This is a genomic window from Haloarcula terrestris, from assembly GCF_031624315.1.
In the GTDB taxonomy this organism is placed as follows: domain Archaea; phylum Halobacteriota; class Halobacteria; order Halobacteriales; family Haloarculaceae; genus Haloarcula; species Haloarcula terrestris.
In genome coordinates, this window is sequence record NZ_JAMQOM010000008.1 from 79,821 (window position 1) to 102,717 (window position 22,897).

The 22,897-nt window shown below is 64.3% G+C and carries 23 protein-coding genes; 8 read left to right on the top strand and 15 right to left on the bottom strand.

The genetic code is table 11. From position 1 onward, the window contains the following. The 5 genes from NDI54_RS16480 to NDI54_RS16500 form a co-directional block, all read right to left on the bottom strand. On the bottom strand, positions 1-465 hold the full coding sequence (locus NDI54_RS16480; protein WP_310897533.1) for an SRPBCC family protein: 465 nt from the start codon (positions 463-465) through the stop codon (positions 1-3). 79 nt (positions 466-544) lie between these two features. Beyond that, positions 545-856, bottom strand: a complete 312-nt coding sequence (locus NDI54_RS16485; RefSeq protein ID WP_310897534.1) for a hypothetical protein — start codon at positions 854-856, stop codon at positions 545-547. Positions 857-1,486: 630 nt separating this feature from the next. After that, the gene (locus NDI54_RS16490) at positions 1,487-3,868 is read right to left on the bottom strand and encodes a heavy metal translocating P-type ATPase (RefSeq protein WP_310897535.1); all 2,382 of its coding nucleotides are present in this window, start codon (positions 3,866-3,868) and stop codon (positions 1,487-1,489) included. Next, the gene (locus NDI54_RS16495; RefSeq protein ID WP_310897536.1) at positions 3,865-4,638 is read right to left on the bottom strand and encodes a sulfite exporter TauE/SafE family protein; all 774 of its coding nucleotides are present in this window, start codon (positions 4,636-4,638) and stop codon (positions 3,865-3,867) included. The genes NDI54_RS16490 and NDI54_RS16495 overlap by 4 nt, the downstream gene beginning before the upstream one ends. 1 nt (position 4,639) lies before the next feature. Further along, positions 4,640-4,816 (bottom strand): hypothetical protein, encoded by a 177-nt coding sequence (locus tag NDI54_RS16500; RefSeq protein ID WP_310897537.1) that lies wholly within the window; start codon positions 4,814-4,816, stop codon positions 4,640-4,642. Positions 4,817-4,983: 167 nt separating this feature from the next. Here NDI54_RS16500 and NDI54_RS16505 point away from each other — a divergent pair, with 167 nt between their 5' ends. Genes NDI54_RS16505 through NDI54_RS16520 form a run of 4 tightly spaced genes read left to right on the top strand, consistent with a single transcriptional unit; the run spans position 4,984 to position 9,063 of the window. Next, positions 4,984-6,225: a halocyanin domain-containing protein gene (locus tag NDI54_RS16505; protein ID WP_310897538.1), complete on the top strand. Its 1,242-nt coding sequence runs from the start codon at positions 4,984-4,986 to the stop codon at positions 6,223-6,225. A gap of 4 nt (positions 6,226-6,229) precedes the next feature. Continuing rightward, positions 6,230-6,802: a cytochrome c oxidase subunit II gene (locus tag NDI54_RS16510; RefSeq protein ID WP_310897539.1), complete on the top strand. Its 573-nt coding sequence runs from the start codon at positions 6,230-6,232 to the stop codon at positions 6,800-6,802. Next, positions 6,802-8,490 (top strand): b(o/a)3-type cytochrome-c oxidase subunit 1, encoded by a 1,689-nt coding sequence (locus tag NDI54_RS16515; RefSeq protein ID WP_310897540.1) that lies wholly within the window; start codon positions 6,802-6,804, stop codon positions 8,488-8,490. Before NDI54_RS16510 ends, NDI54_RS16515 begins: the two co-directional genes overlap by 1 nt. Before the next feature lie 24 nt (positions 8,491-8,514). Beyond that, a complete protein-coding gene (locus tag NDI54_RS16520; RefSeq protein ID WP_310897541.1) occupies positions 8,515-9,063 on the top strand; it encodes a hypothetical protein in 549 nt (182 codons plus the stop codon). A 5-nt stretch (positions 9,064-9,068) separates the two neighbouring features. Here NDI54_RS16520 and NDI54_RS16525 read toward each other — a convergent pair whose 3' ends face one another. The 9 genes from NDI54_RS16525 to NDI54_RS16565 all read right to left on the bottom strand — a co-directional run bounded on the left by NDI54_RS16525 (position 9,069) and on the right by NDI54_RS16565 (position 18,877). Next, positions 9,069-10,346, bottom strand: coding sequence for a zinc ribbon domain-containing protein (locus tag NDI54_RS16525; protein WP_310897542.1), 1,278 nt, complete (start codon positions 10,344-10,346; stop codon positions 9,069-9,071). A 40-nt stretch (positions 10,347-10,386) separates the two neighbouring features. Continuing rightward, positions 10,387-11,568 (bottom strand): double zinc ribbon domain-containing protein, encoded by a 1,182-nt coding sequence (locus tag NDI54_RS16530; protein ID WP_310897543.1) that lies wholly within the window; start codon positions 11,566-11,568, stop codon positions 10,387-10,389. Between the two features lie 60 nt (positions 11,569-11,628). After that, positions 11,629-12,822 (bottom strand): PP2C family protein-serine/threonine phosphatase, encoded by a 1,194-nt coding sequence (locus NDI54_RS16535; protein ID WP_310897544.1) that lies wholly within the window; start codon positions 12,820-12,822, stop codon positions 11,629-11,631. Next, on the bottom strand, positions 12,819-14,057 hold the full coding sequence (locus NDI54_RS16540) for an FHA domain-containing serine/threonine-protein kinase (RefSeq protein ID WP_310897545.1): 1,239 nt from the start codon (positions 14,055-14,057) through the stop codon (positions 12,819-12,821). The genes NDI54_RS16535 and NDI54_RS16540 overlap by 4 nt, the downstream gene beginning before the upstream one ends. Positions 14,058-14,110: 53 nt before the next feature. Beyond that, positions 14,111-15,295, bottom strand: a complete 1,185-nt coding sequence (locus NDI54_RS16545) for a vWA domain-containing protein (protein WP_310897546.1) — start codon at positions 15,293-15,295, stop codon at positions 14,111-14,113. A gap of 103 nt (positions 15,296-15,398) precedes the next feature. After that, positions 15,399-16,022: a hypothetical protein gene (locus tag NDI54_RS16550; RefSeq protein WP_310897547.1), complete on the bottom strand. Its 624-nt coding sequence runs from the start codon at positions 16,020-16,022 to the stop codon at positions 15,399-15,401. Then, a complete protein-coding gene (locus NDI54_RS16555; protein ID WP_310897548.1) occupies positions 16,012-17,136 on the bottom strand; it encodes a DUF3179 domain-containing protein in 1,125 nt (374 codons plus the stop codon). The genes NDI54_RS16550 and NDI54_RS16555 overlap by 11 nt, the downstream gene beginning before the upstream one ends. A 108-nt stretch (positions 17,137-17,244) precedes the next feature. Beyond that, on the bottom strand, positions 17,245-17,883 hold the full coding sequence (locus NDI54_RS16560; RefSeq protein ID WP_310897549.1) for an alpha/beta hydrolase: 639 nt from the start codon (positions 17,881-17,883) through the stop codon (positions 17,245-17,247). Positions 17,884-18,019: 136 nt separating this feature from the next. Then, complete coding sequence (locus NDI54_RS16565) at positions 18,020-18,877, bottom strand: VOC family protein (protein WP_310897550.1); 858 nt, start codon at positions 18,875-18,877, stop codon at positions 18,020-18,022. 212 nt (positions 18,878-19,089) lie between these two features. Here NDI54_RS16565 and NDI54_RS16570 point away from each other — a divergent pair, with 212 nt between their 5' ends. Then, a complete protein-coding gene (locus NDI54_RS16570; RefSeq protein ID WP_310897551.1) occupies positions 19,090-19,326 on the top strand; it encodes a UPF0058 family protein in 237 nt (78 codons plus the stop codon). 136 nt (positions 19,327-19,462) lie between these two features. On the opposite strand, the gene NDI54_RS16575 is transcribed toward NDI54_RS16570, so the two are convergent. Next, positions 19,463-19,918 carry a DUF555 domain-containing protein gene (locus NDI54_RS16575; protein WP_310897552.1) on the bottom strand — a complete coding sequence of 152 codons (456 nt, stop codon included), beginning with the start codon at positions 19,916-19,918 and terminating at the stop codon, positions 19,463-19,465. 251 nt (positions 19,919-20,169) lie between these two features. On the opposite strand from NDI54_RS16575, the gene NDI54_RS16580 reads away from it, so the two are divergent. From NDI54_RS16580 to NDI54_RS16590, 3 genes are read left to right on the top strand one after another with little or no spacing between them, the layout of a single operon-like run. Next, a complete protein-coding gene (locus NDI54_RS16580) occupies positions 20,170-21,078 on the top strand; it encodes a DNA-3-methyladenine glycosylase family protein (RefSeq protein ID WP_310897553.1) in 909 nt (302 codons plus the stop codon). 53 nt (positions 21,079-21,131) lie between these two features. Next, the gene (locus NDI54_RS16585; RefSeq protein WP_310897554.1) at positions 21,132-21,407 is read left to right on the top strand and encodes an acylphosphatase; all 276 of its coding nucleotides are present in this window, start codon (positions 21,132-21,134) and stop codon (positions 21,405-21,407) included. Positions 21,408-21,447: 40 nt separating this feature from the next. Next, entirely contained in the window at positions 21,448-22,890 is a 1,443-nt protein-coding gene (locus NDI54_RS16590) for an NAD(P)H-hydrate dehydratase (RefSeq protein ID WP_310897555.1), read from the top strand. Positions 22,891-22,897 lie beyond the last annotated feature (7 nt).

Genomic DNA, 22,897 nt, shown 5'->3' on the forward strand with positions numbered 1-22,897 from the left:
CTAGGACGTGCTGGCGACGGCGCTTCGCTCCTCCCCTTCGACTGCCTCGGCGACGTTCTCCAGCAACCGCCGCACCTCCCGACGATTGTACCAGCTGATGAGCGGTGCGACGAGCAATCCCGGGAGCGGCCCTGGCACCTCGTAGTCGGCCGCGTAGGTGAGCCGCGTGCCGCCACGCTCCGGTTCGAACCGCCAGGCGATCCGTCCGGAGAGGTCGCCAGTCATCTCGTAGACGATGCGCTCGGGCGGCTCGTAGGTCGTCGCCCCGACTTCACCGGTGAACCTGACCCCGAACATCTCGTATTCGTAGGCCGCTCGGTTCCCGCCATTCGGCAGTCGCTCGATGCGCTCGGCGCGGGTCAGGCTCGGCGTGACGGCCGCCTGGTTCGACGGCTCGTCCATGAACACGAACACCGTCTCGACGGGCGCATCGATCCAGCGGTCGTCGGACGTGTGTACGGCCATACGCACTGCTTCGCCCTCCAGTATCTTACAGGCTGGGCCGTCGGGCATCCCCAGCGGAATTTGCCGAGCGCAGGCGGCGTTACGTGTCACCGGCCACGTCGACGCGGTTGACCGCCATCACGCCGAACCCCTCTTGAAGGAGTTCGGTGCGGCCGTCCGCAGTGTTCCGGTCGTCGTCGACCCGCAGCGTCAGCGACACGTCGGCGTCGACCCGGATGTCAGTCCAGGTCGGCCGGACGCTCGTCACGCGGTCGACGGTCACGTCTTCGACGCCGTCGACAGCCGCGAGGACGCCAGCGACACCGGCTTCGAGGGTCTCGGACCCGCCACGCGGGACGCGCAGTGATACGTCGGCCGATACCTCGGTCGGGGGAGTCGCTTGCAGCGACATAACGCCGACGGCCGGAGTCGAACCGGGCCGGGAAGGCACTCGCCGGTCGAGTCGCGTCGGTCGGGGACTGCGCGGGTGGCGGGCGCGTACGTCCGGCCCGGGGCGGCCGGTGCAGGATTCCCACACCAGAACGATGGGGAACCCAGCGGCTGGCTGGCGATACAGCTACACGACACAGTACAGGCTCCGGAACGAGTCCCGGGATGTTGACAGGTCCCACTGGACGGTATGGGCCTATCGGAGCAGGTCAGTCGAGCGAGAGACCGAACCCCATCGCTCGATGGTGGGTCGAATCGCTGCCGCAGTGCGGCGTCCGTGAGTGGGACGCCGGTCCCACGGCGGCGAACTGGTCTATGGTGCCACGAACGGACTCTTCACCGAGCGGGTGTCCGCGGCAGCCCGTCCCCGAATAAGGGGTGCATACTCGACCGTAGCGTCGAGGCTACGTTCGATAGCCGACCGCCCGCTGTACAGCCAGCGAGCGAACGACGTTGGCGCGGGAACGGGAATTGCGTAAGTCATGGGTCACCACGTCGGTGAATGCGACGTATGTGTACCCTGAACCGGTGATATATTAAATCTGTTTCAGACGTGCTACCAAATAACAAATCGTTTCGGCGGTCGACGGTGTCAGTCAGCTGTCGACGGTTGCTGCGGCGGTGTCGGAGTCTCGGTTTCCGACTCCACATGTGACGCCGTCCCCGCGAGCGTCCGCGTGGAGTTCCCGACGACGAGCAAGCTACTGGCCGTCATCGCCAGCGCCGCAAACAGCGGGTTCAGGACGCCAAGCAGCGCCAGCGGGAGCGCCACGGCGTTGTAACAGAACGCCCACGCGAGGTTCTGGCGGACCCGTGTTCGAGTTGCGGCCGTCACCGCGAACACGTCGGGGACGGCCCGCAGGTCGTCTGTCGTCACGACCGCGTCGGCCGCGTCGGCAGCCAGTGACGTGCCCGACGCCATGGCGATGCCCACGTCAGCAGCAGCCAGCGCTGGGGCGTCGTTGCTCCCGTCGCCGACCATGGCGACGGTTCCGCGGGACTGCAGTCGCTCGACGACCTCCGCTTTCGCTTCGGGCGGGACCCCGGCGAACACCTCATCGACGCCGTCGTGGCGCTCGAACGGGGTGGCGGCTTCCGGGCGGTCGCCGGTGATGACGACGACATCGCGGTCCTGAGCGAGCGTCGAGACGACCGACTCCCAGTGTGGGCGGAGCCTGTCACCCGCGACGAACACGTCCCGCGCCTCGCCGTCCCAGCCGACGAGCGCCGGAACTCGGCCGTTTTCTGTCGCGCGCCCGCACCGCTTCTGGAGGTCGGTCGGCACGTCGAGGCCGAGGTCGTCAAACAGCGCCGGCGACCCGACGGCGACGCGCTCGCCGTCGACTGTCGCACTGACGCCCCGTCCCGGGTGTTGCTCGAATCCGGAGACAGCCACACTTGGGACCGAAACGGCGTCTGTCACTGCCTCGGCGACGGGATGGGCCGCGAACTGCTCGACCGCGGCCGCCCGGGCCATCGCCCGGTCGTCGGCCCGCTCAAGCAGGTCCATCTCGCCGGTCGTCAGCGTGCCCGTCTTGTCGAAGGCGACCACATCCGCGTCGATCGCCGTCTCGAACACCGCGTCGCCGGTAACGACAGTCCCGCGGTCCAGCGCCCGGCGGATGCCGGCTGCGGTCGCCAGCGGCGTCGCCAGGCCCAGCGCGCAGGGACAGGAGACCACGAGTACCGCCAGTCCTGTCAGCATCGCGTCGGTGGGTGTCGCTCCGACGATGAGGTGGCCACCGGTCGCGAGACCAGCCAGGAGGACCACCAGCGGGACGAAGACGGCGGCGATGCGGTCGACCAACCGCTGGACGCCGCCGCGAGTAGACTGGACCTCCCACAGCAGGTTCGTGAGCCGGTCGACGGTGCTCTCGGCATCCGGGCCGACCCGCACGACGACGCCGCCCTGCGTGACCAGCGACCCCCCGATGACCTCCGTGTCGGCCGTCTTCCGGACTGCCAGTGACTCGCCGGTGACGAGCGACTCGTCGACGGCTGCCGTTCCCTCAATGACAGTCCCGTCAACGGGGATTCGCTCGCCGGAGCGGACGACGACTTCGTCGCCGGCCGACAGCGCCTCTACATCGACCGTCTCGTGGCCCGCGTCAGTGCGTCGCCGAGCGCTATCGGCCCGCTGTGTCGTGAACTCCGTGAGCCGGTCAAGCGCGCCACGCCGGACCCGGTCCTGATAGTAGTCGCCGACGGAGACGGCCATGACGATGACTGTCGCTACGTCGAAGTATACCTCAGTGTGGCCCAGGACGACGGCGACGACGCTGTAGAGGAAGGCGGTCCCGGCGGCCATCGCCACCAGCAGGTCCATGTTCGGCCGACCGGCACGGAGGCTGACGTAGGCCCCCCGAAGCAGCGGCCACCCGGTGTAACCGACTACGACGCCCGTCATGACAGCCATGTTCCACAGCAGGTAGTCCCCTGCCTGTCCCGCCGGGTCAAACAGCAACAGGGACTGGTCGACACCGAGATAGGCGGGGTAGAGAAAGAGGACGTACCACAGCATCGTCATCATCCCGAAGAAGCCGCCGACGATGAGACGCCCCTCCTGTTCGTATTCGTCGTCGGTCTCGGTGGCCTGCAGGCTGGCGTCGTAGCCCGTTCCGGCGACCACGTCCGCGAGGGCAGCCTCCGAACGCACGTCCGGGTCGTAGGTGAGCTTCATCGTCCCCGTCGGGTAGCTTGCGGCGGCGGCAACGACGCCGTCGCGGTCCGTGGCCCGCGCTTCAAGGAACGTCTCGCAGGTCGCACAGTGCATCCCCTCGACAGAGAGAAACACCGTTTCACCGTCAGTGTCAGCCGTATCAGGTCCAGTATCGGCCGCGTCTCGACCCTGGGTCGCCGGATCATCAAGCGTCCGTGCGACCTCCAGACAGCCCCGACAGCAGAACATCCCCTCGACTGCGTCGTCGGTGACCGGGGCGTCGACCGGCAGGTCACAGAGCGTACAGTGTGTCATGTCCAGGGCATTGGCAGGGGTGGTTTCGGGATAGCGATGCCGAACGCCGCCAGCCCGTTCGACAGCGGGACGAGCGCGAGCACGATGAAGACGACGCCAAGCGCCCGGTGTAACGTTGCGCGATGGCCGGGCGACAGCGTGCCGAAGGCGGTCCCGTAGGCGAACACCAGCGGAAACGTCCCGAGGCCGAGCGCGGCCAGCGAGAGCCCGCCGGTGAGCGCGGAGCCGGTCGCAAACGCATAGAGGAACGCCGGGTACAGCAGCGGACAGGGAAGGAACCCATGCATCGCGCCCAGCGCGACCATCCCCGGGCCGTCGACCCACTGGTCAACTCTGGCAACGAGCGAGGCGGAGAGGCGCTGGAACAACTCCCCAACTAGGGGCAGCGACCGGGCTACATCGACGGCCCGGCCGCTTGATAGATAGCCGAGACCGACGGTGATGATAGCAAGGCCGACGCAGATTCCGACGGCTCCACGGACGGCGGTTCCGAGACGAGCCAGGCCGGCCACGTCGTACAGCAGACTGCCGGTAGCGCCCAGCACCGCCCCCACGAGCGTGTAGCTTAGCGTCCGGCCGGCGTTAAACAGCGCGTGCTGGCGTATTTCGTGGCCCGACACCGGCCCGCCGTCGTCCAGTCTATCGGCGTAGGTGGTGACTAACGGGCCGCACATCCCGAGGCAGTGGACACTGCCGACGAGTCCCAGCCCGACAAAGGCCGCGATTCCGGCCGTCTCGCCGGAACTCAGCCCCGCCGTCCCGAGTTGCATGTCAGACGGTGCTCGACTCGGTCGGTTTGGTCATCCAGAACAGGCTCGCAGCGATGATGACGACGCTGACCAGCGAGAGTGCGACAATGGACCGTCCGGTTCCCTGCATGTAGTACGCGACCGGCGCGAGTCCGAGCAGCGCAAGCAGTGTAACGATTCGAGGGCTTGTGCCAGACATACACGGCCGTAGGTTAGAGGGGCTATAAAAACAAGCGGGTCGTTCCTGCCGCCTGAAAACACCGGCATGGGTTTTTTTATGTAATATACAATTCTCTCAGGTATGGTATGGCACGAAGCTAGAAGCAGCCCGATGCCGGATCCGTACGGCATGATGGGGGTGCGACGATGGCGCTGAGTCGCCGACAGTTCGTCGGTGCCGCGGCCGGGACGGCAGCACTGGCCGCGACCGGCACCGCGACAGCACAGGAGGAACCCGACTACGGCGGCTGGTTCGACGATGTATCGAACTACGACGGCACTGTCGACCAGCGTGGACAGGAAACCGTCACGATTTCCGTTGGTGCACAGGGCAACAACGGTGCGTTCGCCTTCGACCCGCCGGCCGTGATGGTCAATCCTGGCACGGAGGTCGTCTGGGAGTGGACCGGGGAGGGCGGCGGCCACAACGTCGTCTCCGACGGCGACGGCCCGCTCGACTCAGGCGGCGCGGTCAGCGAAGCCGGAACGACCTACAGCCACACCTTCGAGTCAGAGGGGATCTACAAGTACGTCTGTACGCCCCACGAAGCGCTCGGGATGAAAGGGGCCGTCGTCGTCCGGTCCGGCGGCGGCGGTGGGGGTGGCTCCGACGGCAGCGGCGGTGGCAGCCAACAGCAAGGACCGCCGGAAAACCCTGATTACGGCGGCTGGTTCGACAGCGTTTCGAACTACGACGGCACGACGGTCGATAGAACCGACGCCGACAGCGTCGAGATATCGGTCGGCGCGCAGGGCAACAACGGTGCGTTCGCCTTCGACCCGCCGGCAGTCCGGGTGACGCCCGGGACTGAAGTGACGTGGTCCTGGACCGGGGAGGGCGGCGGCCACAACGTCGTCTCCGACGGCGACGGCCCGCTCGACTCAGGCGGCGCGGTCAGCGAAGCCGGAACCACCTACAGCCATACCTTCGAGGAGATGGGCATCTACAAGTACGTCTGTACGCCCCACGAAACACTCGGGATGAAGGGGGCCGTCGTTGTCGGTGGCCCGCTCGATGGCAGCGGTGGCGGCAGTGGTGGCGGAAGCGGGCAGGAGGGTGGCGGTATCGAGCTCTCCGGCCCACAGTGGCTTCTCTCGGGGTCGGTCCTGCTCGCGTTCTTCTCGCCGCTGTTGTTCGCAGTGGCGATGCGACGCCGCCAGAACGGGCGACCGCCACAAACGGGTGGCGGTGGCGAACTCCGGCGGGCGACCGGCCCGGAGCCTGTTGAAGAGGCTGCGGAAACCGAACCGGCTGTCGAGCTGGGACACGACGAGTACGACCCGAAGGGAACGGCGGCACTGGTCGCCTTCTACTTCGTGTTGATCGGCCTGCTGTGGGTGTTCATGTACTTCGTCGAGTTCCTCGGCCGTGTCTCAATCATCGGGTGATACCATGCAGGTTCATCGATTCGAAAAAATCTGGCTCGGTGCAGCGATACTGCTCATCGTCGGGTTCATCGCGACCATCGCGTATGGTTCGGTCGGCGTCGGTGTCGGAATGGTCGACGATTCGGGCGGACAGATCAGTGCGCAAGCGGTCCAGAACGGGAACACCGAGACCCCGTTCGACGACCCCGGTGTCGTGAAACAGGGCGAAGACCAGTACGTCGTGTACGTCGTCGCCCGACAGTTCCAGTTCGTGCCCGGCAGCGGGGACACGCCGATTCGTGTGCCCGCGGGTGCGAACGTGACGTTCAAAGTAACCAGTGCCGACGTGACACACGGCTTCGCCGTGGTCGAGACCAACATCAACACGATGGTCATTCCGGGGCAGGTCTCCGAAGTGTCGGCCCGATTTAACGAGCCCGGAACGTACGGACTCGTCTGTCACGAATACTGCGGTGCGGCCCATCACACGATGGGTGGCTCCGTCGAAGTCGTCCCACCAGAGGAGTACGATATGCAGCAACAGGAAATCGAGCAACCCGAAGATGATGCACAGGCCCAAGGGGAGGCGGATCAGTAATGGTGTTCGTTGACTCCTATCCGAAAACGTCGAAGCTCGTCCGGAGCGAGTTCATCGTGGCGTTCGTCGCCCTCGGGATCGGGGCGTTGTTCGGCGTCATCCAGGCGCTGCATCGCACTGGCGTGTTCCGGGGCTTTGTCAGTTCGGCTGACTACTACACGATTCTGACGGGCCACGGCGTCCTGCTGGCGTTAGTGTTCACGACGTTCTTTATCGCGGGGCTGTTCACGTGGGCCGTCGCCAACAGTCTCGAACGCGAGTTGCCACATCGCATCGCCTGGACGGCATTCTGGATAATGCTCACGGGGACAGTGCTTGCGGCCGTGTCCATCATCGGCGGTATCGTCGGTTCGCCGTCGATTCTCGGTCACGACCTCGAAGCCGACGTGCTGTTTACCTTCTATGCCCCGATGAAGGCCCATCCAGCGTTCTACATCGGTGCCGCGCTCATCATCGTCGGCTCGTGGATTGCGGGGCTGGCGTATTTCAAGGCGCTGTGGGAGTGGCGCGAGGACAACCCCGGCGAGCGCATCCCGCTACAGACGTTCATGGTCCTGACGACGATGCTGATGTGGTACATCTCCACCATCGGCGTCGCCGTCGAGGTCGTCGCCTTCCTCATCCCGTGGTCGCTCGGACTCATCCAGAACATCGACCCGCTGCTGACGCGGACGCTGTTCTGGTACTTCGGCCACCCGGTCGTGTACTTCTGGCTCATGCCGGCGTACCTCGTCTGGTACACGATTCTGCCGAAACTGGCCGGTGGGCGACTGTTCAGTGACCCGCTGGCTCGCGTGGTCTTCGTCGCCTTCCTGCTGCTCTCGACCCCGGTCGGCTTCCACCACCAGTACACCGACCCCGGCATCCCCTCGGGCTACAAGTTCATCGCGATGACGAACACGATGTTCTTGCTGTTGCCGTCGCTGCTGACCGCGTTCACCGTGGTCGCCTCGGTTGAACACGGCGCTCGCCAGCGGGGTGCAAAGGGTTACCTCTCCTGGCTTCGGAATCTGCCATGGGACAAACCGGCCTTCGCCGGCTGTATGCTCGCCGGGCTGATGTTCGCGGCGGGAGGCTTCTCCGGCATGATCAACGCCGGGATGAACATCAACTACCTCATCCACAACACGATCTGGGTGCCCGGCCACTTCCACCTCACTGTCGGCACCGCGTTCGCGCTGACGGCGATGGCTATCAGCTACTGGCTGGTCCCACAGATCACCGGGAAGAAACTGCGACAGCGCAGTATCGCTGTGCTCCAGCCGTACGTCTGGTTCGTCGGCATGGCGCTGATGTCGAACGCCATGCACCGGGCAGGTCTCGCCGGCATTCCGCGACGGACCGCCGAACCAACGTACGACGAGTTCGCGTTCGAGGGCGTCGCCGGAACGGTCGGCGAAATGCGCCTGCAGATCGCCATCGGCGGCTTCCTGCTATTCGTCGGCGCGGCGATGTTCCTCATCGTGATGGCCGACACCTTGCTCGCTCAACGTGGCGGGACGCTGTCAGTCAACAGCAATATCCCGGAGCCGCTGTCCGGCCCGGACCACAGTCCGCGTATCCTCGACAACTACAAGCTCTGGACGGCTATCGCACTCCTCCTCATCGTCATCGCCTATGGGCCGCCGCTGGCTAGCATGGTCGCTGACGGCCTGTTCGCTCCCGGGAGTCCACCTATCCCCGTCTAACACTACTTCACAACCACTCTCATCATGTTCGACGACGTTGACGGTCCTGAGCAGAAAACGCTGATACGAGTCCTCATTATCGTTGGGATCGGCCTGCCGATCCTCATCGAAATCGCGACGTTCGGGAGTCTGCTGGGCCATCATCTGACGGGCGACGCTGGTGGCGAAGCGGCCGCCGGGACGCCAACGGCTGCACCGACCGGTGCCGCTGTCGGTGATCCGATTCTCGAAGAGTCAGCGGTAACAGCCCGTATTGCGTCCGCATCTGTCGTCACAGCGGACGATGGGTGGCGGTTCACGCTCACAGTGAACGTGACGAACACCGCGTCCAGTGCCGCGGAGGTTCGTCTCGACAGCGTCACTACCCGTAACGGACAAACACGCACTGACGGCGCAAGCACTGAGCGGCTAGCGACGAATCAGACGGGCGCAGTGACAAAGTCGTGGCTGCTTCCGCCCGGAGAACGACCGGACACGGTCACTATGACAGTCCTCGTGTATCCGGACGAGGGCACAGCCCGGTCGACACAGTACACCGTTGCACTCGGTGATATCCCCGTTTCGAACCGCTAACCGGCTCACCTATCCATTGCGTCACCACAGGACGGACAGGTGTCCGCAGCAGGCGGGAGCGACTCGCCACACTCGCCACAGTAAGACGGGCCGTCGTCGCGCCCGCCCGGCGTGAAAACAGCCGTGTCGTCGATCCACTCCTCGTCGGCAGCGTCTTCTTCAGCATCAGCCTTGGCAGCGTCGTCCGCGTCACTCTCGTCCGTCTTGGCCGTCGATCCCTCCGTGTCGGTCCCGCCCTCCACAGCCGTTGGTTCCGCTGTGGCGTCCGCCGGAGACTGACCGTCGCCCTGTGTTGATTCGTGAGCGGGCGGATGCGTCTGTGCAACCTCATCGGGCGAAAACACGCGCGTCCCGGTGTGTGCCGGCGTGGCGTCGTCGTCGGCCTCGTCCGCTGTGTCGGTCTTGTCTACAGACTGTTCACGGGAGTCAGTGTCGACAGCACGCTCGACAACCGCAGTCTCGTCGGCGTCCCGCGGACTGTCGACCGGTGGCATGATCGGGAACCGCTGGTCCGGGCGACGCTGCGGGTTCGCAAGCGGCGCACGGGCCCTGACGACGGCCCCTGTCAGCAGTTGGACCAGCAGGTACACACTCGCTAGCACACCGGGAACGGCGATGAAAACAGCGCCGGCCTGTGCCGCTGGGATACCAATCAGTCGCAGCATCGTTTCGACCACGGGACCGACGCCGGCGTCCGCGATCCACGGGGACAGCGCCGCCGACACGCCGGGTGCCGTCGTCGCATGGACGAGCCACGCGACCCCGAACGAAACCGCGCTCAGGAACACCAGCACCGACAGGATCGGCAGGAACGAAAGCGTGTACACGCGGTGTCCGTACGCAACGGTCCGAACGACCAGATGCACTGACCCGACCACCGCAAGTACCGTAAGCGGCAGCCACTGGCCGAGAATGACACGCAACAGGAGACTACCAAGCAGGACACACCCGGGAATAGCGAGCAACAGGCTGGGGTGGTCCAACCGGTACGCGGCGACGAGGTTACCGTGCCTGTTTCGGAGTCGTCGGTTGATCAGCACGACACTCACGAGCCCCGGACCGACGAGCCAGAGACCGACAGCAAGAACAGTACGCAGCGAGAGGGGAATCCCAGTCGAGAAAACAGGTCCGTCAACCCCGAGCACCCCCAATACTCGTCCAGTTGCGATCACCCAGCCGCCGTAGGCGACCCATGCCAAACCCATGCCGACGAACAGCCAGGTTTCGGCTCGCAGTAGTGCGGCGGACTCGCGGAGTTCCGACCCCAGTCGACCACGCTCCATCGGTATGCTGTTTCCCGACCGGCCGCTTAACTATGGGTGGTTACGCCGCCCGAATCGTCATCGTGATGACACCGGACAGTTCGAGTTCGTCGCCCAGTTCGACCGGCTCTCGGTCGCCTTTCTGCATCGGGGTCCCGTTCAGCCGCGTCGGATTGTCACCCAGATCGACCAGATAGAACCCCTCCGGCTGGCGGTCGAACCGGACGTGTTCACGGTGGATCCGAACCGCTTCGTCTTCCGGCCGGCCGGCGTCGAGCAGCGCGGCCCGGATCTCTCTGCCGATACGGTCCCCGTCTTCGACGGCGATGTCTCGACCTTCGACAGAGAGAACGAGTGTGTCGGGCACCGGTTCGTCGTCGGACTGTGACGCAAGCGTCTCGACGGCGTTGTCCGCGGTCGCTGACTCAGCCGCCGTCTCGTCGGTCGTCGACGATTCCGATGCTGAATCGGCCGTCGAGCCGTCGTTTCCGCCGCGGTGAGCGTCCAGGTCTTCCCCACAGTTGACACAGAAGCTCGCATCGTCATCGACGGCGGTGTCACAGGACGGGCACGCGTTGAGCGACCCGTCGTCACCCGGTGTGATGTCCTGTACGTCGGCACCGCAATCGAGGCAGAAATTCGCGTCGGCGTCGAGTTCCCGCTCGCAGTCCGGACAGGTGATCGTCGCTTCGCCGTCTGCTGCCTGGTCCTCGTCAGTAGATGTGACGCTTTCGCCGGTCTCGTCGGCTTCGTCGGTCTCGTCAACTCCGTCGGTCTCGTCGGCTTCGTCGGTCTCGTCATCGTTGCCAGCGGTGTCAGAGTCACCACCGGTTTCGGTGAGTTGGTCAGTCTCCCCGTCAGCGGCCGGTTCGGTCCGATGAGCGTCCTCGGCGTTGTCTTCCACTTTGCGCTCTGTTGCCGTCTCGTCCGTGCGTTCGGCTGTTGCAGTATCCGAAGAGAACACCTCGTCCGCCGATGTTGCCTCGTTGCCGCCTGTGTCACCAGTGGACGCATCCACGTCGGTGACCTCGTCACTCGCGCCTTCTGATGCGGGTGCGTCGTCCGTGCCTTCCGCTACTAGGTCGGCATCGCTCGAGACCCCGTCGTCGTCCAAGTCAGTGGCGGTATCATCAGTGTGTTGCCACTCACCACAGTCCGGGTTCGTACACCACCCACCGGCGACAGTCGGATCGAAATCCTCGTCGCATATAGGGCATTTTACGGTGCGGTCGGGTTCAGGCATGGGTTTCGTTAGGCCCTAAAGAGCCAAGAAATAAAATACTTGCCCCACGAAACTTTCTCTCTATTCGTCTGTCATAATAACCGTATCGCGTTCGGACACGTCGATATCAGGGTCGATATTCCGAACCGGCATCCCGCCGCTTTCCGGCGTTTCAGGGAGGGCACTGTCGGCAAACATGAGCACAGAGATGTTGTCCTTCCCGCCGCGGTCGTTTGCCAGTGACACGAACTCACGACTCGCCGCGTCGAGTGATGGCGCATCGAGGATAACGTCCCGGATTTCGTCGTCGGTGACGACCCGCTCGCGGATCCGTTCGGCCACCGCGTCGGCGTGGTCCGAGTCGACGTACTCCTCGTACAGCTCCGGCGCATCGGTCTGTGCGTCGATGAGCCCGTCACTGGTCGCAAGCACCGTGTCTTCGGCGTACAGCCTGACCGTCCGCGTGTCCACCTCGACGGTCGCCTCGTCGGGGTCCTCGTAGCCGGACCCGCCCAACGCGCGCGTGATCTCGTTGCCGTTCGGATGGACGTGCGCTTCGACCGGGTCGATTTCGTCGCTGTCGGCCCACTCTTGAACGACGGCGTGGTCCCTGGTCAGTGGCGAAATCGTCTCACGAACCCCGTTGACGACGTATGCCCGGCTGTCACCGACCCAGCCGTAGTGGAGCTTGCCGTCGGCGTAGATCCCCGCGACGACCGTCGTGTAGGACTGGGTGCCGGTCTCGTCGGCGTACCGGATAATTTCCCGGTGGGCCGCCGTGATCGCCTCGGCCACAGCAGTTTCGAGTTCCTGCTCGCCGGGCGGGTCCGGGAGGACATCACGGGCGACATCCACGTCGAAGCCGCCAGGATAGCTCCGGGCCGTCCGAATCGCCACGGGAGCAAGGTGTTCAGCCACGATGGTGGTCGTGATGTACGACGCGATGTCGCCCGCGTCGTGCCCGCCGGCACCGTCGGCAACCACGAACACGCCGGCCGAGCGGTTCATCGGGCGACTGTCGCCGTCAATGTCGGACGGATCTGTCTCCTCCGTCTCCGTATCAGCAGTGTCCGCCGCCGTCGCAGCGTCGAATGCCTCGGCTGTCCCGTCGCCCGCTTCGTCGGCCGCTGTTGGTGCGTTCGGGGACCGTGCCCTGTCCTGGCCGCGGTACCCGTCCCGGTGGCCCTCCTCGAACACCGTCAGTGAGACGCTGTCCTCGTTGATACCCTGTCCTCGCTTCCTGTCGCCGATGTCGTAATTCGTGCTGTATCTCATGACTCCTCCGGATGGAACTCGAACGTGACGCCGTAGGTCGGATGGACGAGCGACACCAGATCGCCGTCCGTGAGTTCGACCGACTCCGGCGGGACGTTCCCGTGCCTGTCTGTCGGGTCCTCGCCTTCGGAGCGCAGGCGGTCGCGCCCGGGCGTCGAGAGAACCCGCTGCCAGCCGGCCCCTTTCTGGACGAACGTGCCGTTGAGGCTCCGGTCGTGGAGGTACCAGTCGCCGTCCTCGATGTCGAACTGCACCTGGACCGAGGAGATGTACTCCCCCTGTGGGTCCTCGATTGTTATCGACGCCGGGGGACCGCTCGCACCCTCTCGACCGATAGTGTCGCCGGGTTCGACGGTGAACTGCCGGTCGGCCTGGATGTACGTCACCGATGCCGTGGCAGGCGGCGTGGGATCTCGCCGTTGGAGGACCTGCTTGAGCACTGTGGCGTTCCGATATCGGTCCCGATAATGCGTCTGTGTCGCCCGTTCGACGATTTCAGCCAGGTAGTCCTCGCAGTCGGCCCCGAAATCTTGGGGGTTCACGCCGTCTTTCTTCGGGACACTCCCCTTGAGCAGGAACAGGAGTATCTTCCCGATGGAATACACGTCCGACCACGGCCCCTGCCGAACGTCGGTCCGGCTGGCCTCGGCGACTTCGCGTGGCTTGAACGGCCCCAGAATCGTCGTCCCGGTGTTCCCGGATGAGGGGTCCCCGGTTGCGTCGAACCCCGTCGCCGTGTTGAAATCGATCAGCGTGGGCGTGATGTCCGGCGTGAGCATCACGTTCTCCGGTTTCAGATCCCGGTAGACGATCTCGTTCTCGTGGAGAAAGCCCATCGCGTCACAGAGGTCGATGCCGATCTGGCGGACCTGCTCGGTGTCGTCGATCGGGCCGTGCTGGTCGATGACCTCGTCGAGTTCGATCCCGTCGACGATTAGCTGGACGACCAGGAACGGAACGTCGCGTTCCGTGACCTGATCGTAGTAGTCCATCACGTTTTCGTGGCCGCCGGCCCGGCGGATACGCTCAAGCGAGCCGACCTCCTTCTTGAAGTACTCCTCGATGATATCGGGGTCGTTCTGGGATTCGGTGTAGTTGGGGTATTTGACTGCAACCGTCTCGCCCGTCTCGGTGTCTCTGGCGCGGAACGCCTTCGCAAACCCGCCCTTGCCGAGGAACGCATCGAGCTCGTACCGGCCGGCGATGACATCACCGCTTTCAGGTTCCCAGGTCATGCGTCAGTCGTCGCTCCAGCCTGCGACGCCGCCGACCCCGTGGGCTGTTGGAATCACTTCTGGATGCCGTCGTCAGTGACGATCTTCGTCGCTTTGTTCTGTTCCTTGCGGCCGCCCTCCATCACAATCTGTGTCTCCCGCTCCGCGGTCTGGACTGCCTCGGTGTCCTCGCCGTGGATGCGCGTCATCCGCTCTAGCTGGGTCTGTGCCTCGGCGACGTTGCCCTTGCCGAGTTCAGTCTTGATGACCGTCTGGCGGTGGTCCACGTCGACCTGTTCGTTGTGTTCGGACAGTTTGGCCTCGTCTTCGGTGTAATCAACCGTGATAGATTCCCTAGTTGTCTCTCCGCCGGCGTTCAGCGTGGCATCGACCAGGGAAACCGAGTCCCGGAGGTCATGGGCCGGTGCGTGTATCTTCAGCACGACCCGCTGGGTTTCCCTGTCGAGGAGATCGGGCAGCGGCACGACGGCCGCGTTGGCCTCCCAGTCAGGGTCCACGGACTGGGTCTGTGGGAGCGAGCGATACACCTCGCTGACCTCAACGCCGTCGGCCACATCAAGTTCGAGGCGGGCGTCAGGGGCGACGACGGTCCCAGCTTCCTCGACCGCGTCGCCAAAAAAGGACTCGATGTCACCGGCGGCGTCCAGATGCGTCCACTCGCCGCGGGCCACGGTACCCAGCGTCCGGATCGTCTCCTCGCGGTAGTCGCTCCCGATGCCGGCCGCCTTGATGCGAATCCCCTCGCTGTCGATTTCGCGGGCCAGTTGGCCAAAGGCCTCCGGATCGTGGGAGTTGTCTTTCCCATCAGAGAGAAGCAGAACCCGCCGGGCCGTGCTGTCGTCGCTGGGCAAATCACGCAGCGATGCCTTCGCCTCCAGCAGGCCGCTGTACATGTCCGTGCCGCCGCCGGCCGAAATATCAGCGACGGCGTCCACTGCCGTCTCACGAGAAATAGTCCCCCACCGCGTCGGGTCCAGTACCGTCGTGACCTCGTTGTCGAAGGCGATGATCGAAATGTAGTCGTCCTCGTCGAGGAGTCCGAACACCCACTCGGCGCCCGCGCGTGCCTGCTTGATGTCGTCGCCCGCCATCGATCCGCTCGCGTCAATGCAGAGGGCGATCTGTCGCGTGGGTTGTTCCTCCAGCCGTCCGGGTTCGACTTCGATTTCAGCGGTCAGTTTCGCCCCACCCGTCGGCACGTAGGGTCGGTTGACCTCACTCACGAGGGTCGCGGTCATACTGTTAGTTGGGTCGTACGGAGTAATTATATGTTTCCCTCAAATCGAGGGAAAAAAGTTCCACCCGCGCCGGGGCCAGTAGCCTGTAGCTACTAACTTTCTCTCAGTAGTAGGTGCTATCTACGTCGTCTGTCTCGACTCGGCTACCGACCCAGAGAAGGGTTCCAAGCAGTGCCACGACAGTGATAGGGAGGAGCCACTGAAACAGCGAGAGGATGCCAGCGCTCGCCTGAACACCGACGACGAGCAGGACGGTGGGACCACAGCAGGCGAATCCGGACAGCAGCCCCGGCAGGCCCGCGGCGGCCCCTGCACCTGGGCCGAGGCGACAGGCTGACGGGCCACGCCACGCGACGACAGAGACGGCCAAGTTGAGTCCGACCAGGGTTGCCAGGACGCCGCCAAGCAGGATGTTCAGCGGCGAGACGAGCAGTTCGATGGGGCCGACGACGACCAGCGCGACCGGTTCCCACTGAAACGGCCCGACCTGCCGGAACGCACGGGTGAGCGGGTTACTGACGACAGACATCTCGTATCCGGACGGCCCGAAGCCGAGATGTCTGAGGCCGACAAGATACGACAGGAAGTACGCCAGTCCCGTCATTCCCAGCGTTACTCGCCCGTCGTCGCGGGTGAGTGCCCCCTGGACCGCGATAGCCGTGTTCCGAAGCAAGCCTTCGATTCTGGCAGCGACACCGGACTCACTCGTCGGGCTGTCAGCCGACATACGCACTCCCCGGATAGAAGCCGGCCCAGGCGAACCACATCGCATCGAAGGCCAGTGAGCGGGCCAGCGGCAGTGAATCGGCGTCGTGTGTCGTTCCGTCGATCGCGTAGCCGCCATCTGTCGCTTTGACCGTCACAGACGCCGGATTCGCATAGACGTAGCCCGTGGCGAGGGCGGTGTCAGCGACGGCGACGTACGGTGTGTCGTCACTGCGGCCGGTCAAGACACGCTGACTGAGCAGCGTCTCCTTGTCGAACGCTACCGCCCCCGTCTCGGTCCGGGTCCCGATAACGACGGCCTTCGGGTGGGCGCGGCTGTCGCCTTGCAGCGGTTCGAACAGCGTCCGAGTACTCGAATAGTAGCCGCGCTTCCCGTTGTACTGGCCGTACGGGTCGACGCCGTAGCGTCGCGAAAAGTCGGTGTCCTCGGTCAGGACCGTGGTTTCCGGATACACAGCGTTCCAGCGGTCCCACGTCGTCCAGACGACCCGGAATTCCTGAAGCGACTCGCCCGTTAGTGGGCCTTTAATCGCCGTCGCCAGCATCTGTGGCCACCAGCTATCGGTGCCCCGGTCGTACATCGTCAGGTTCGAGTTCACCAGCCGACCGGAGACACCGAACTCCACCGGCCCACGTGCAAACCCCTGTGCAGTGCCCGTCAGTGGGCAGTACGTGACGGCGACGGAGTCGCCGGCGATGGCGTCGTTGACGACCTCGTGGTGGACGAGAATGTACTGCGGATAGGCTTTCGCCTCCCCATCGCGGACCACGCCGAACACTGGGTCGTCCCGCGCCAGTCCGTCCGGGGGTGTGTCCGAAAACCTCGGATCGTCGATGGCCGGGATCCCGTCCTTGGGAACGCCGCCGCTTACGATGTTCTCTTCGAGTGTCTCGATTTCGTACTCCAGATATAGCCGGCTGTCGGCTGTCGGTGGTCTCGGTCCCCCACGCTGGTCGGTAGCCGTCGACGCTGCACTGGGTCCAGTATCGGAGCCGGACGCGGAGCCGGCCCTGTCGGGTTCGGGATTCGAACTATCGTCTCCCACACAGCCGGCACTGCCGAGAGTCACACCGGCACCGAGCGTAGCGAGCAGACGCCGGCGGGAGAGGCCCATACAATGTGTGAGTTTCCCAACCACTAAGTCTCGCGGTGAGGGGCCGGTAACTCCCTGTCCGTCCGCTCAGTGCCGCAACTACGGTGACTGAGCCAGCAGCCAAACCAGCTAGCTGACGAGGTCAGCGACCAGCGACGAGACGTACTCCATTTCGTCCTCGTTGACGCCGTGGCCCATTCCCTCGTAGATGCGTTCCTCCACGTCCCCGTTCAACTGCTCGAAGACTGAAGCGGTGACGTGAACGCGCTCTTCAGGGATGTGCGGGTCAACGTCACTACAGCCCAGAAACACCGGCGTCTCCTCGATGTCACCCTCGTACTCGCTTTCGTCGATGGTTTCGCCGATGAGACCGCCACTGAGAGCCACCAAGCCGCCGTACCGCTGTGGGTTTCGGGCGACGAACTCGCTTGCGAGACAGGCACCTTGTGAGAAGCCCAAAACGAGGACTTGTTCGGTCGGGATTCCGGCTTGCTCTGCTTCGGTGACGGCGTCCTCGATGGCTTGCAGTCCCGATGTCCGACCGGGTTCGTTCTGCTCGACCGGCGAAAGGAAGGAGTTGGGGTACCAGGTGTTGCGCGCGGCCTGGGGTGCAAGCAGTGCCAGCCCGTCCTGCTGGAACTCCGCACCCATCTGGACGATACTACGGGCAGTCGCGCCTCGGCCGTGAACCAGTATCGCGGCCGCGCTTGCCTCTGACAGCGTAGTTCCCGCGGTTACGAGCTGTTGATCCTGGTGTGGGCCGCTCATCGCTTCCCACCCAGGTGTCGGCTGCGTGCTGTCAAGCCCGCGATCTCTGTTTCTCCTCGTCCAGTTTCCGAAATCAGCCACCGTGCTGTGTGCATACCCCAGATAGCGGGCGGAGATACTTGACTTGGCACATCGATCAGTGAGCCGAAACGTCCCGTGGCCAGGTTCGCAGTCGGAGTTCGATGTCGTCGCCATCGCGCACCGCGATGCCGGTGTCGGTTTCGGAGACGGCGAAGTCGGACCAGCGGAGACGCTCACGTACCGCATCGAGACTCGCTCGGTCGGGCAGTCGGACCTCGAACCAGGCCAGTCCCTGCCCGTGGTGGGGCTCGGACCGCCCCTGCCAGACGTTGGCACCGATATGATGGTGGTAGTCGCCGGCCGCCAGAAACACCGCACCATCGTACGTGGCCCTGACTCGTAGTCCGAGCGCATCGGCATAGAACGAGCGGGCCGTCGCCACCGATGAGACCTCCAGATGCACGTGTCCAATGTCGGACTCGGCAGGCATCGACTGCTCGCCGGTCCCAACGGCGGAAACGGACTGCATGTCGAGTGGTTCGGTCCCCATTTCGACGTGACCGGAGGGCGTCTCAGTCCACGACTTCCGGGGACGGTCCCGGTAGATCTCGACGCCGTTACCGGCCGGGTCCGACAGATAGAGCGCCTCACTGACGCCGTGATCCGACGCGCCGGACAGGGTCCACGCCGATTCGATACGCTGGAGTGCATCACCCAATGCGGCTCGCGACGGAACGCGAAAGGCGACGTGGTACAGCCCGGTCCCTGCCGGACCTCTCGCCGCTGCGTCCGGTCGATGGATCAGTACCAGAAGCGCCCGGTCGCCCACACCGAGTACCGTCCGGTCGTCACCCGAATCCAGAACGGTCAGCCCCACGACATCACGATAGAAAGCAACGACCGGGGCCGACTCGGCGACAGTCAGCGCTACTCGTCCGATGTCGGATTCCGACGGGAGCGACGGTTGGTCCATACCGACAGTAGGTGTAGACGGCCCATAATCCTGGGTGCCAGCCGTCGAAACACGGTGAAACCAGGTAGGTGTAATAAAATTCAGATATAAATATACGCAATATATATCGGTTCGCGGAATCATCATAAACGATCACGTAGTAAAAGTAGAGTCGTGTGTTAACCTTCATCAGAGTAGTACTATAACCTTCGAGTTGCTACCTTGGATTGACTATGAAAAAGCAGGAGCTCATCCACCTTCACGGCCTGCTTGCACAGGTACAGAACCACTACGAAGCCGAATCCGGGACAAACGTAGATCACGACGAATACGAGGAACTGGGTGTCAAGCCGACATCGATTCACAAGTCGAAAACCGACCATAAGGCCGCTGTCTTTGCGATTGCTGACGGAATTGCATCCGAGATGTCTGACGAAGCCAAAGAGCCAGTTTCTGCCGCCGCGGACTAACGGTTGTCCGTAGTTTCTACGAAGTGTTCCCGGAGAGCGACGCGATTAGTGACTTGATAATTACTATCAGATTGTTGTCAGAACCGCCATACACTCAATGGGAATAAAGCTACGCGACGTTGCTCGTCGGTCCCGCTTACTCGTCGATTAGTTCCTCGAATTCGGGCAATACGTCATCCGACTCGTCCTCGGATTGGCTCGACGAGTCATCAGCCGACGCTGTCTCCGTGGACGACTCCTCCTCGTCAGACTCCTCCGGGATCTCCTCGATTTCGAGCACGTCTAGCGGGATGTTTTCGAGTCGTTGCCCGATCTCCTTGCGCGCGATTCGGGCGGCGTGTTCGTCCCGTTCGACGTTGAAGACGGTCATCTCCAGTTCGAGTGCGACGAGGCTCTCGTCTGCCGCGAGAAAGGCCGGCTCAAGCGTCTCACCGCAGTGCGGGCAATGGCGATCACCCATGTTGATCTCGACGTAGTTGAGGTCGGGGTTCAGCATCTCCCCCGTCTTCGAGATGGCGATGCGAACTGCCTCGTCCGCGGACGCCACATCGTACACTGGGACTGCGGCCTCAACGACAACTCGGCAATTCATACACGCATGTTTATTTTCCAATATAATGAAGGTTAGCCCTGAAACGCTGGGCGTCTTTCATCCCAGATATCGTGGTATAGAAGGGCGGAAAACACCGTTGAGTCGCACGGATGCGAGTGACACGAAACATCACAGCGGCGAAAATCAGTGACAGATGGAACGGATATGGAGGCTGCTGGTGGATTGATGCCACCACTCCGTGTGAACGGAACTCGTAACGCCATTACCTGCGGGACCGTTCCGAACAGACAATGGACCAGGGCGTCATTGATGTCGGATCGCTGGCCGGCGGTATCGACTTGCAAGCAACTGTCGAGAGCGGACAGTCCTACCTCTGGGACCGGGAAGACGGCGCGATGTACCAGCGCGACGGGGCAACCGGCGGCGACGCGTGGTACTGGACGACGGTCCGCCGAAACGGGTCGCCGGAGGTCCTCCGTGTCCGCCAGCGGGATGGCGTCCTCGAATGGGAATCGTCTATCGACGCCGAGGCGGATCTCAGGCGCCTACTTCGTCTCGATGATGACCTCCCTTTGATCAGGGAAACAGCCCCCGACGACGACGTAGTCCAGTCGGCCTACGATACGTTCTGGGGGATGCGACTGGTGCAGGACCCGCCGTTCGGGAGCCTTATCTCGTTCATCTGCTCGGCGCAAATGCGCGTCGCGCGGATCCACAGCATGCAGCAGGCACTCCGCGACGCGTTCGGCGAAGAAATCGAATTCGACGGCCGGACGTACAGCGCCTTTCCGACGCCCGGCGTGCTGGCCGAGACGACAGAGGAGCGGCTCCGGGACCTCGGACTGGGCTACCGCGCGCCGTACGTCCAGCGGACGGCCGAGATGGTCGCAAACGGCGAGGCCGACCCCGAGGAAGCCGTCGGCCTCGACTACGAGGACGCCAGAGAGTCGCTCACCCGCTTCGTCGGCGTCGGCGACAAAGTCGCGGACTGCGTGTTGCTGTTCTCGCTTGGCTACCTCGAAGCGGTCCCGCTAGACACCTGGATCCGGTCGACCATCGAGGAGTACTATCCGGAGTGTGAACGGGGGAACTACACCGACACGTCGCGGGCCATCCGGGCCGCACTCGGTGGCGAATATGCCGGCTACACGCAGACCTATCTATTCCATTATCTCCGGACGGGCAGCGACGAGAACTGACGCGGGTAACGGGAGGCGACAGTATAACGGAGTCCGCCGGCCAACCCTCGGATATGGCTCGCACGCGAGCACACGTGTTCGTCTCCGGTCGCGTTCAGGGCGTCTACTACAGAGCGACGACGCGGGAACGCGCACAGAAACAGGGCGTCGACGGGTGGGTCCGCAACCTCGACGACGGCCGCGTCGAAGCGGTGTTCGAAGGCCCCGAAGCCGACGTGGAAACCATGGTCGAGTTCTGCCACGAGGGGAGTGAACGGGCGAACGTGACCGATGTCGACGTGGAGTACGATGACTCCGAAGGCATCGAGGGGTTCGAGGTCAAGTGGTAAGTCCCGTAGCATTACTTCACTGGCGAACGAACCCGTGAGCATGCTCACCGGCTCCGAAATGGGTGTCGTCGACGAGAACGCCGCCGCACTCGGCGTCCCGCGCAAACAGTTGATGGAGTCGTCCGGCCACGCCGTCGCCCGGGCGGTCCGTACCCTCGCGGACTCCGGCGACCAGGTAACTATCGTCGCCGGCCGCGGGAACAACGGCGGCGACGCGCTCGTCACCGCCCGCTTCCTCGACGAGTACGATCTCCGCGTTCTTTTGCTGGGACGGCCCGACGCCATCTCGACGGCGATTGCCAGGGAGAACTGGGACGCCCTCGAACGCGCCGAGTATCCGACGGAGACGGTCAAAGACGCCACAGCGTTCGACCTCGGTAATCCCGATATTGTCGTTGACGCAATGCTGGGAACCGGTATCGCTGGCGACCTCCGGGAACCGGAGGCAACGGCCGCCGCGGCGATGAACGAGGGCGACGCGACTGTTCTCTCTGTGGATGTCCCGTCCGGACTCGACGCGGAGACGGGACAGTTGGCCGACAACGCCGTCGACGCCGACCACGTGGTCACGTTTCACGACACCAAGCCCGGGCTCCCGGACCTCGACGTGCCGGTCACCGTCGCCGACATCGGCATCCCCGACGCGGCGGAACTGTTCGTCGAGCGGGGCGACCTTACGCGACTCGAACGGGACCCCGCGAGTCACAAGGGCGACAACGGCGAAGTGCTGGTCGTCGGCGGCGGCCCGTACACCGGCGCACCGGCGCTCGCGGCACAGGCCGCCCTCAGAGCGGGTGCCGACCTCGTCCGGGTCGCTTGCCCGGCCGTCGTCGCCCGCGAAATCCAGTCCTACAGCGAGAACCTCATCCTGCGGCCGTTCGACGGGGACCACCTCGCGCCGCCCCACGTCGACCGCCTCACCGAACTGGCGGCGGCCCACGACACGCTCGTTCTCGGGCCAGGCCTGGGCGACGCTGACGCGACGCTGGAGGCAGTCGGGGACCTCCTGGCAGCGTTCGAGGGAACGGCGGTCGTCGACGCCGACGCCCTGTCGGTAGTGCCGGACACCGACACGAGCGCCGAACTCATTTGTACGCCTCACCAGGGGGAACTCCGAGGGATGGGCGGCGAAACCGCGGATGACTGGCGGGAGCGAGCCGATCTCGTGGAATCCTTCGCATCGGAGATCGGCCAGACGCTGCTAGTGAAAGGCCCGTACGATATCATCTCCGACGGGGAGCGGACCCGTGTCGGCCGGACGGGTAATCCGGGGATGACGGTCGGCGGAACCGGCGACGTGCTCGCGGGCGTGACGGGCGCGCTCGCCTGCGTCCAGGACCCGATCGACGCGGCCGCTATCGCCGCCTACGCCGTCGGGAGCGTCGGCGACCGCGTCGTCGACGACCGCGGCTACGGGCTGGTCGCAACGGACCTGTTAGACGGCATCCCGCAGGTGCTGTGGCAGCGAGAAACGGAAACGTAGGGATCGT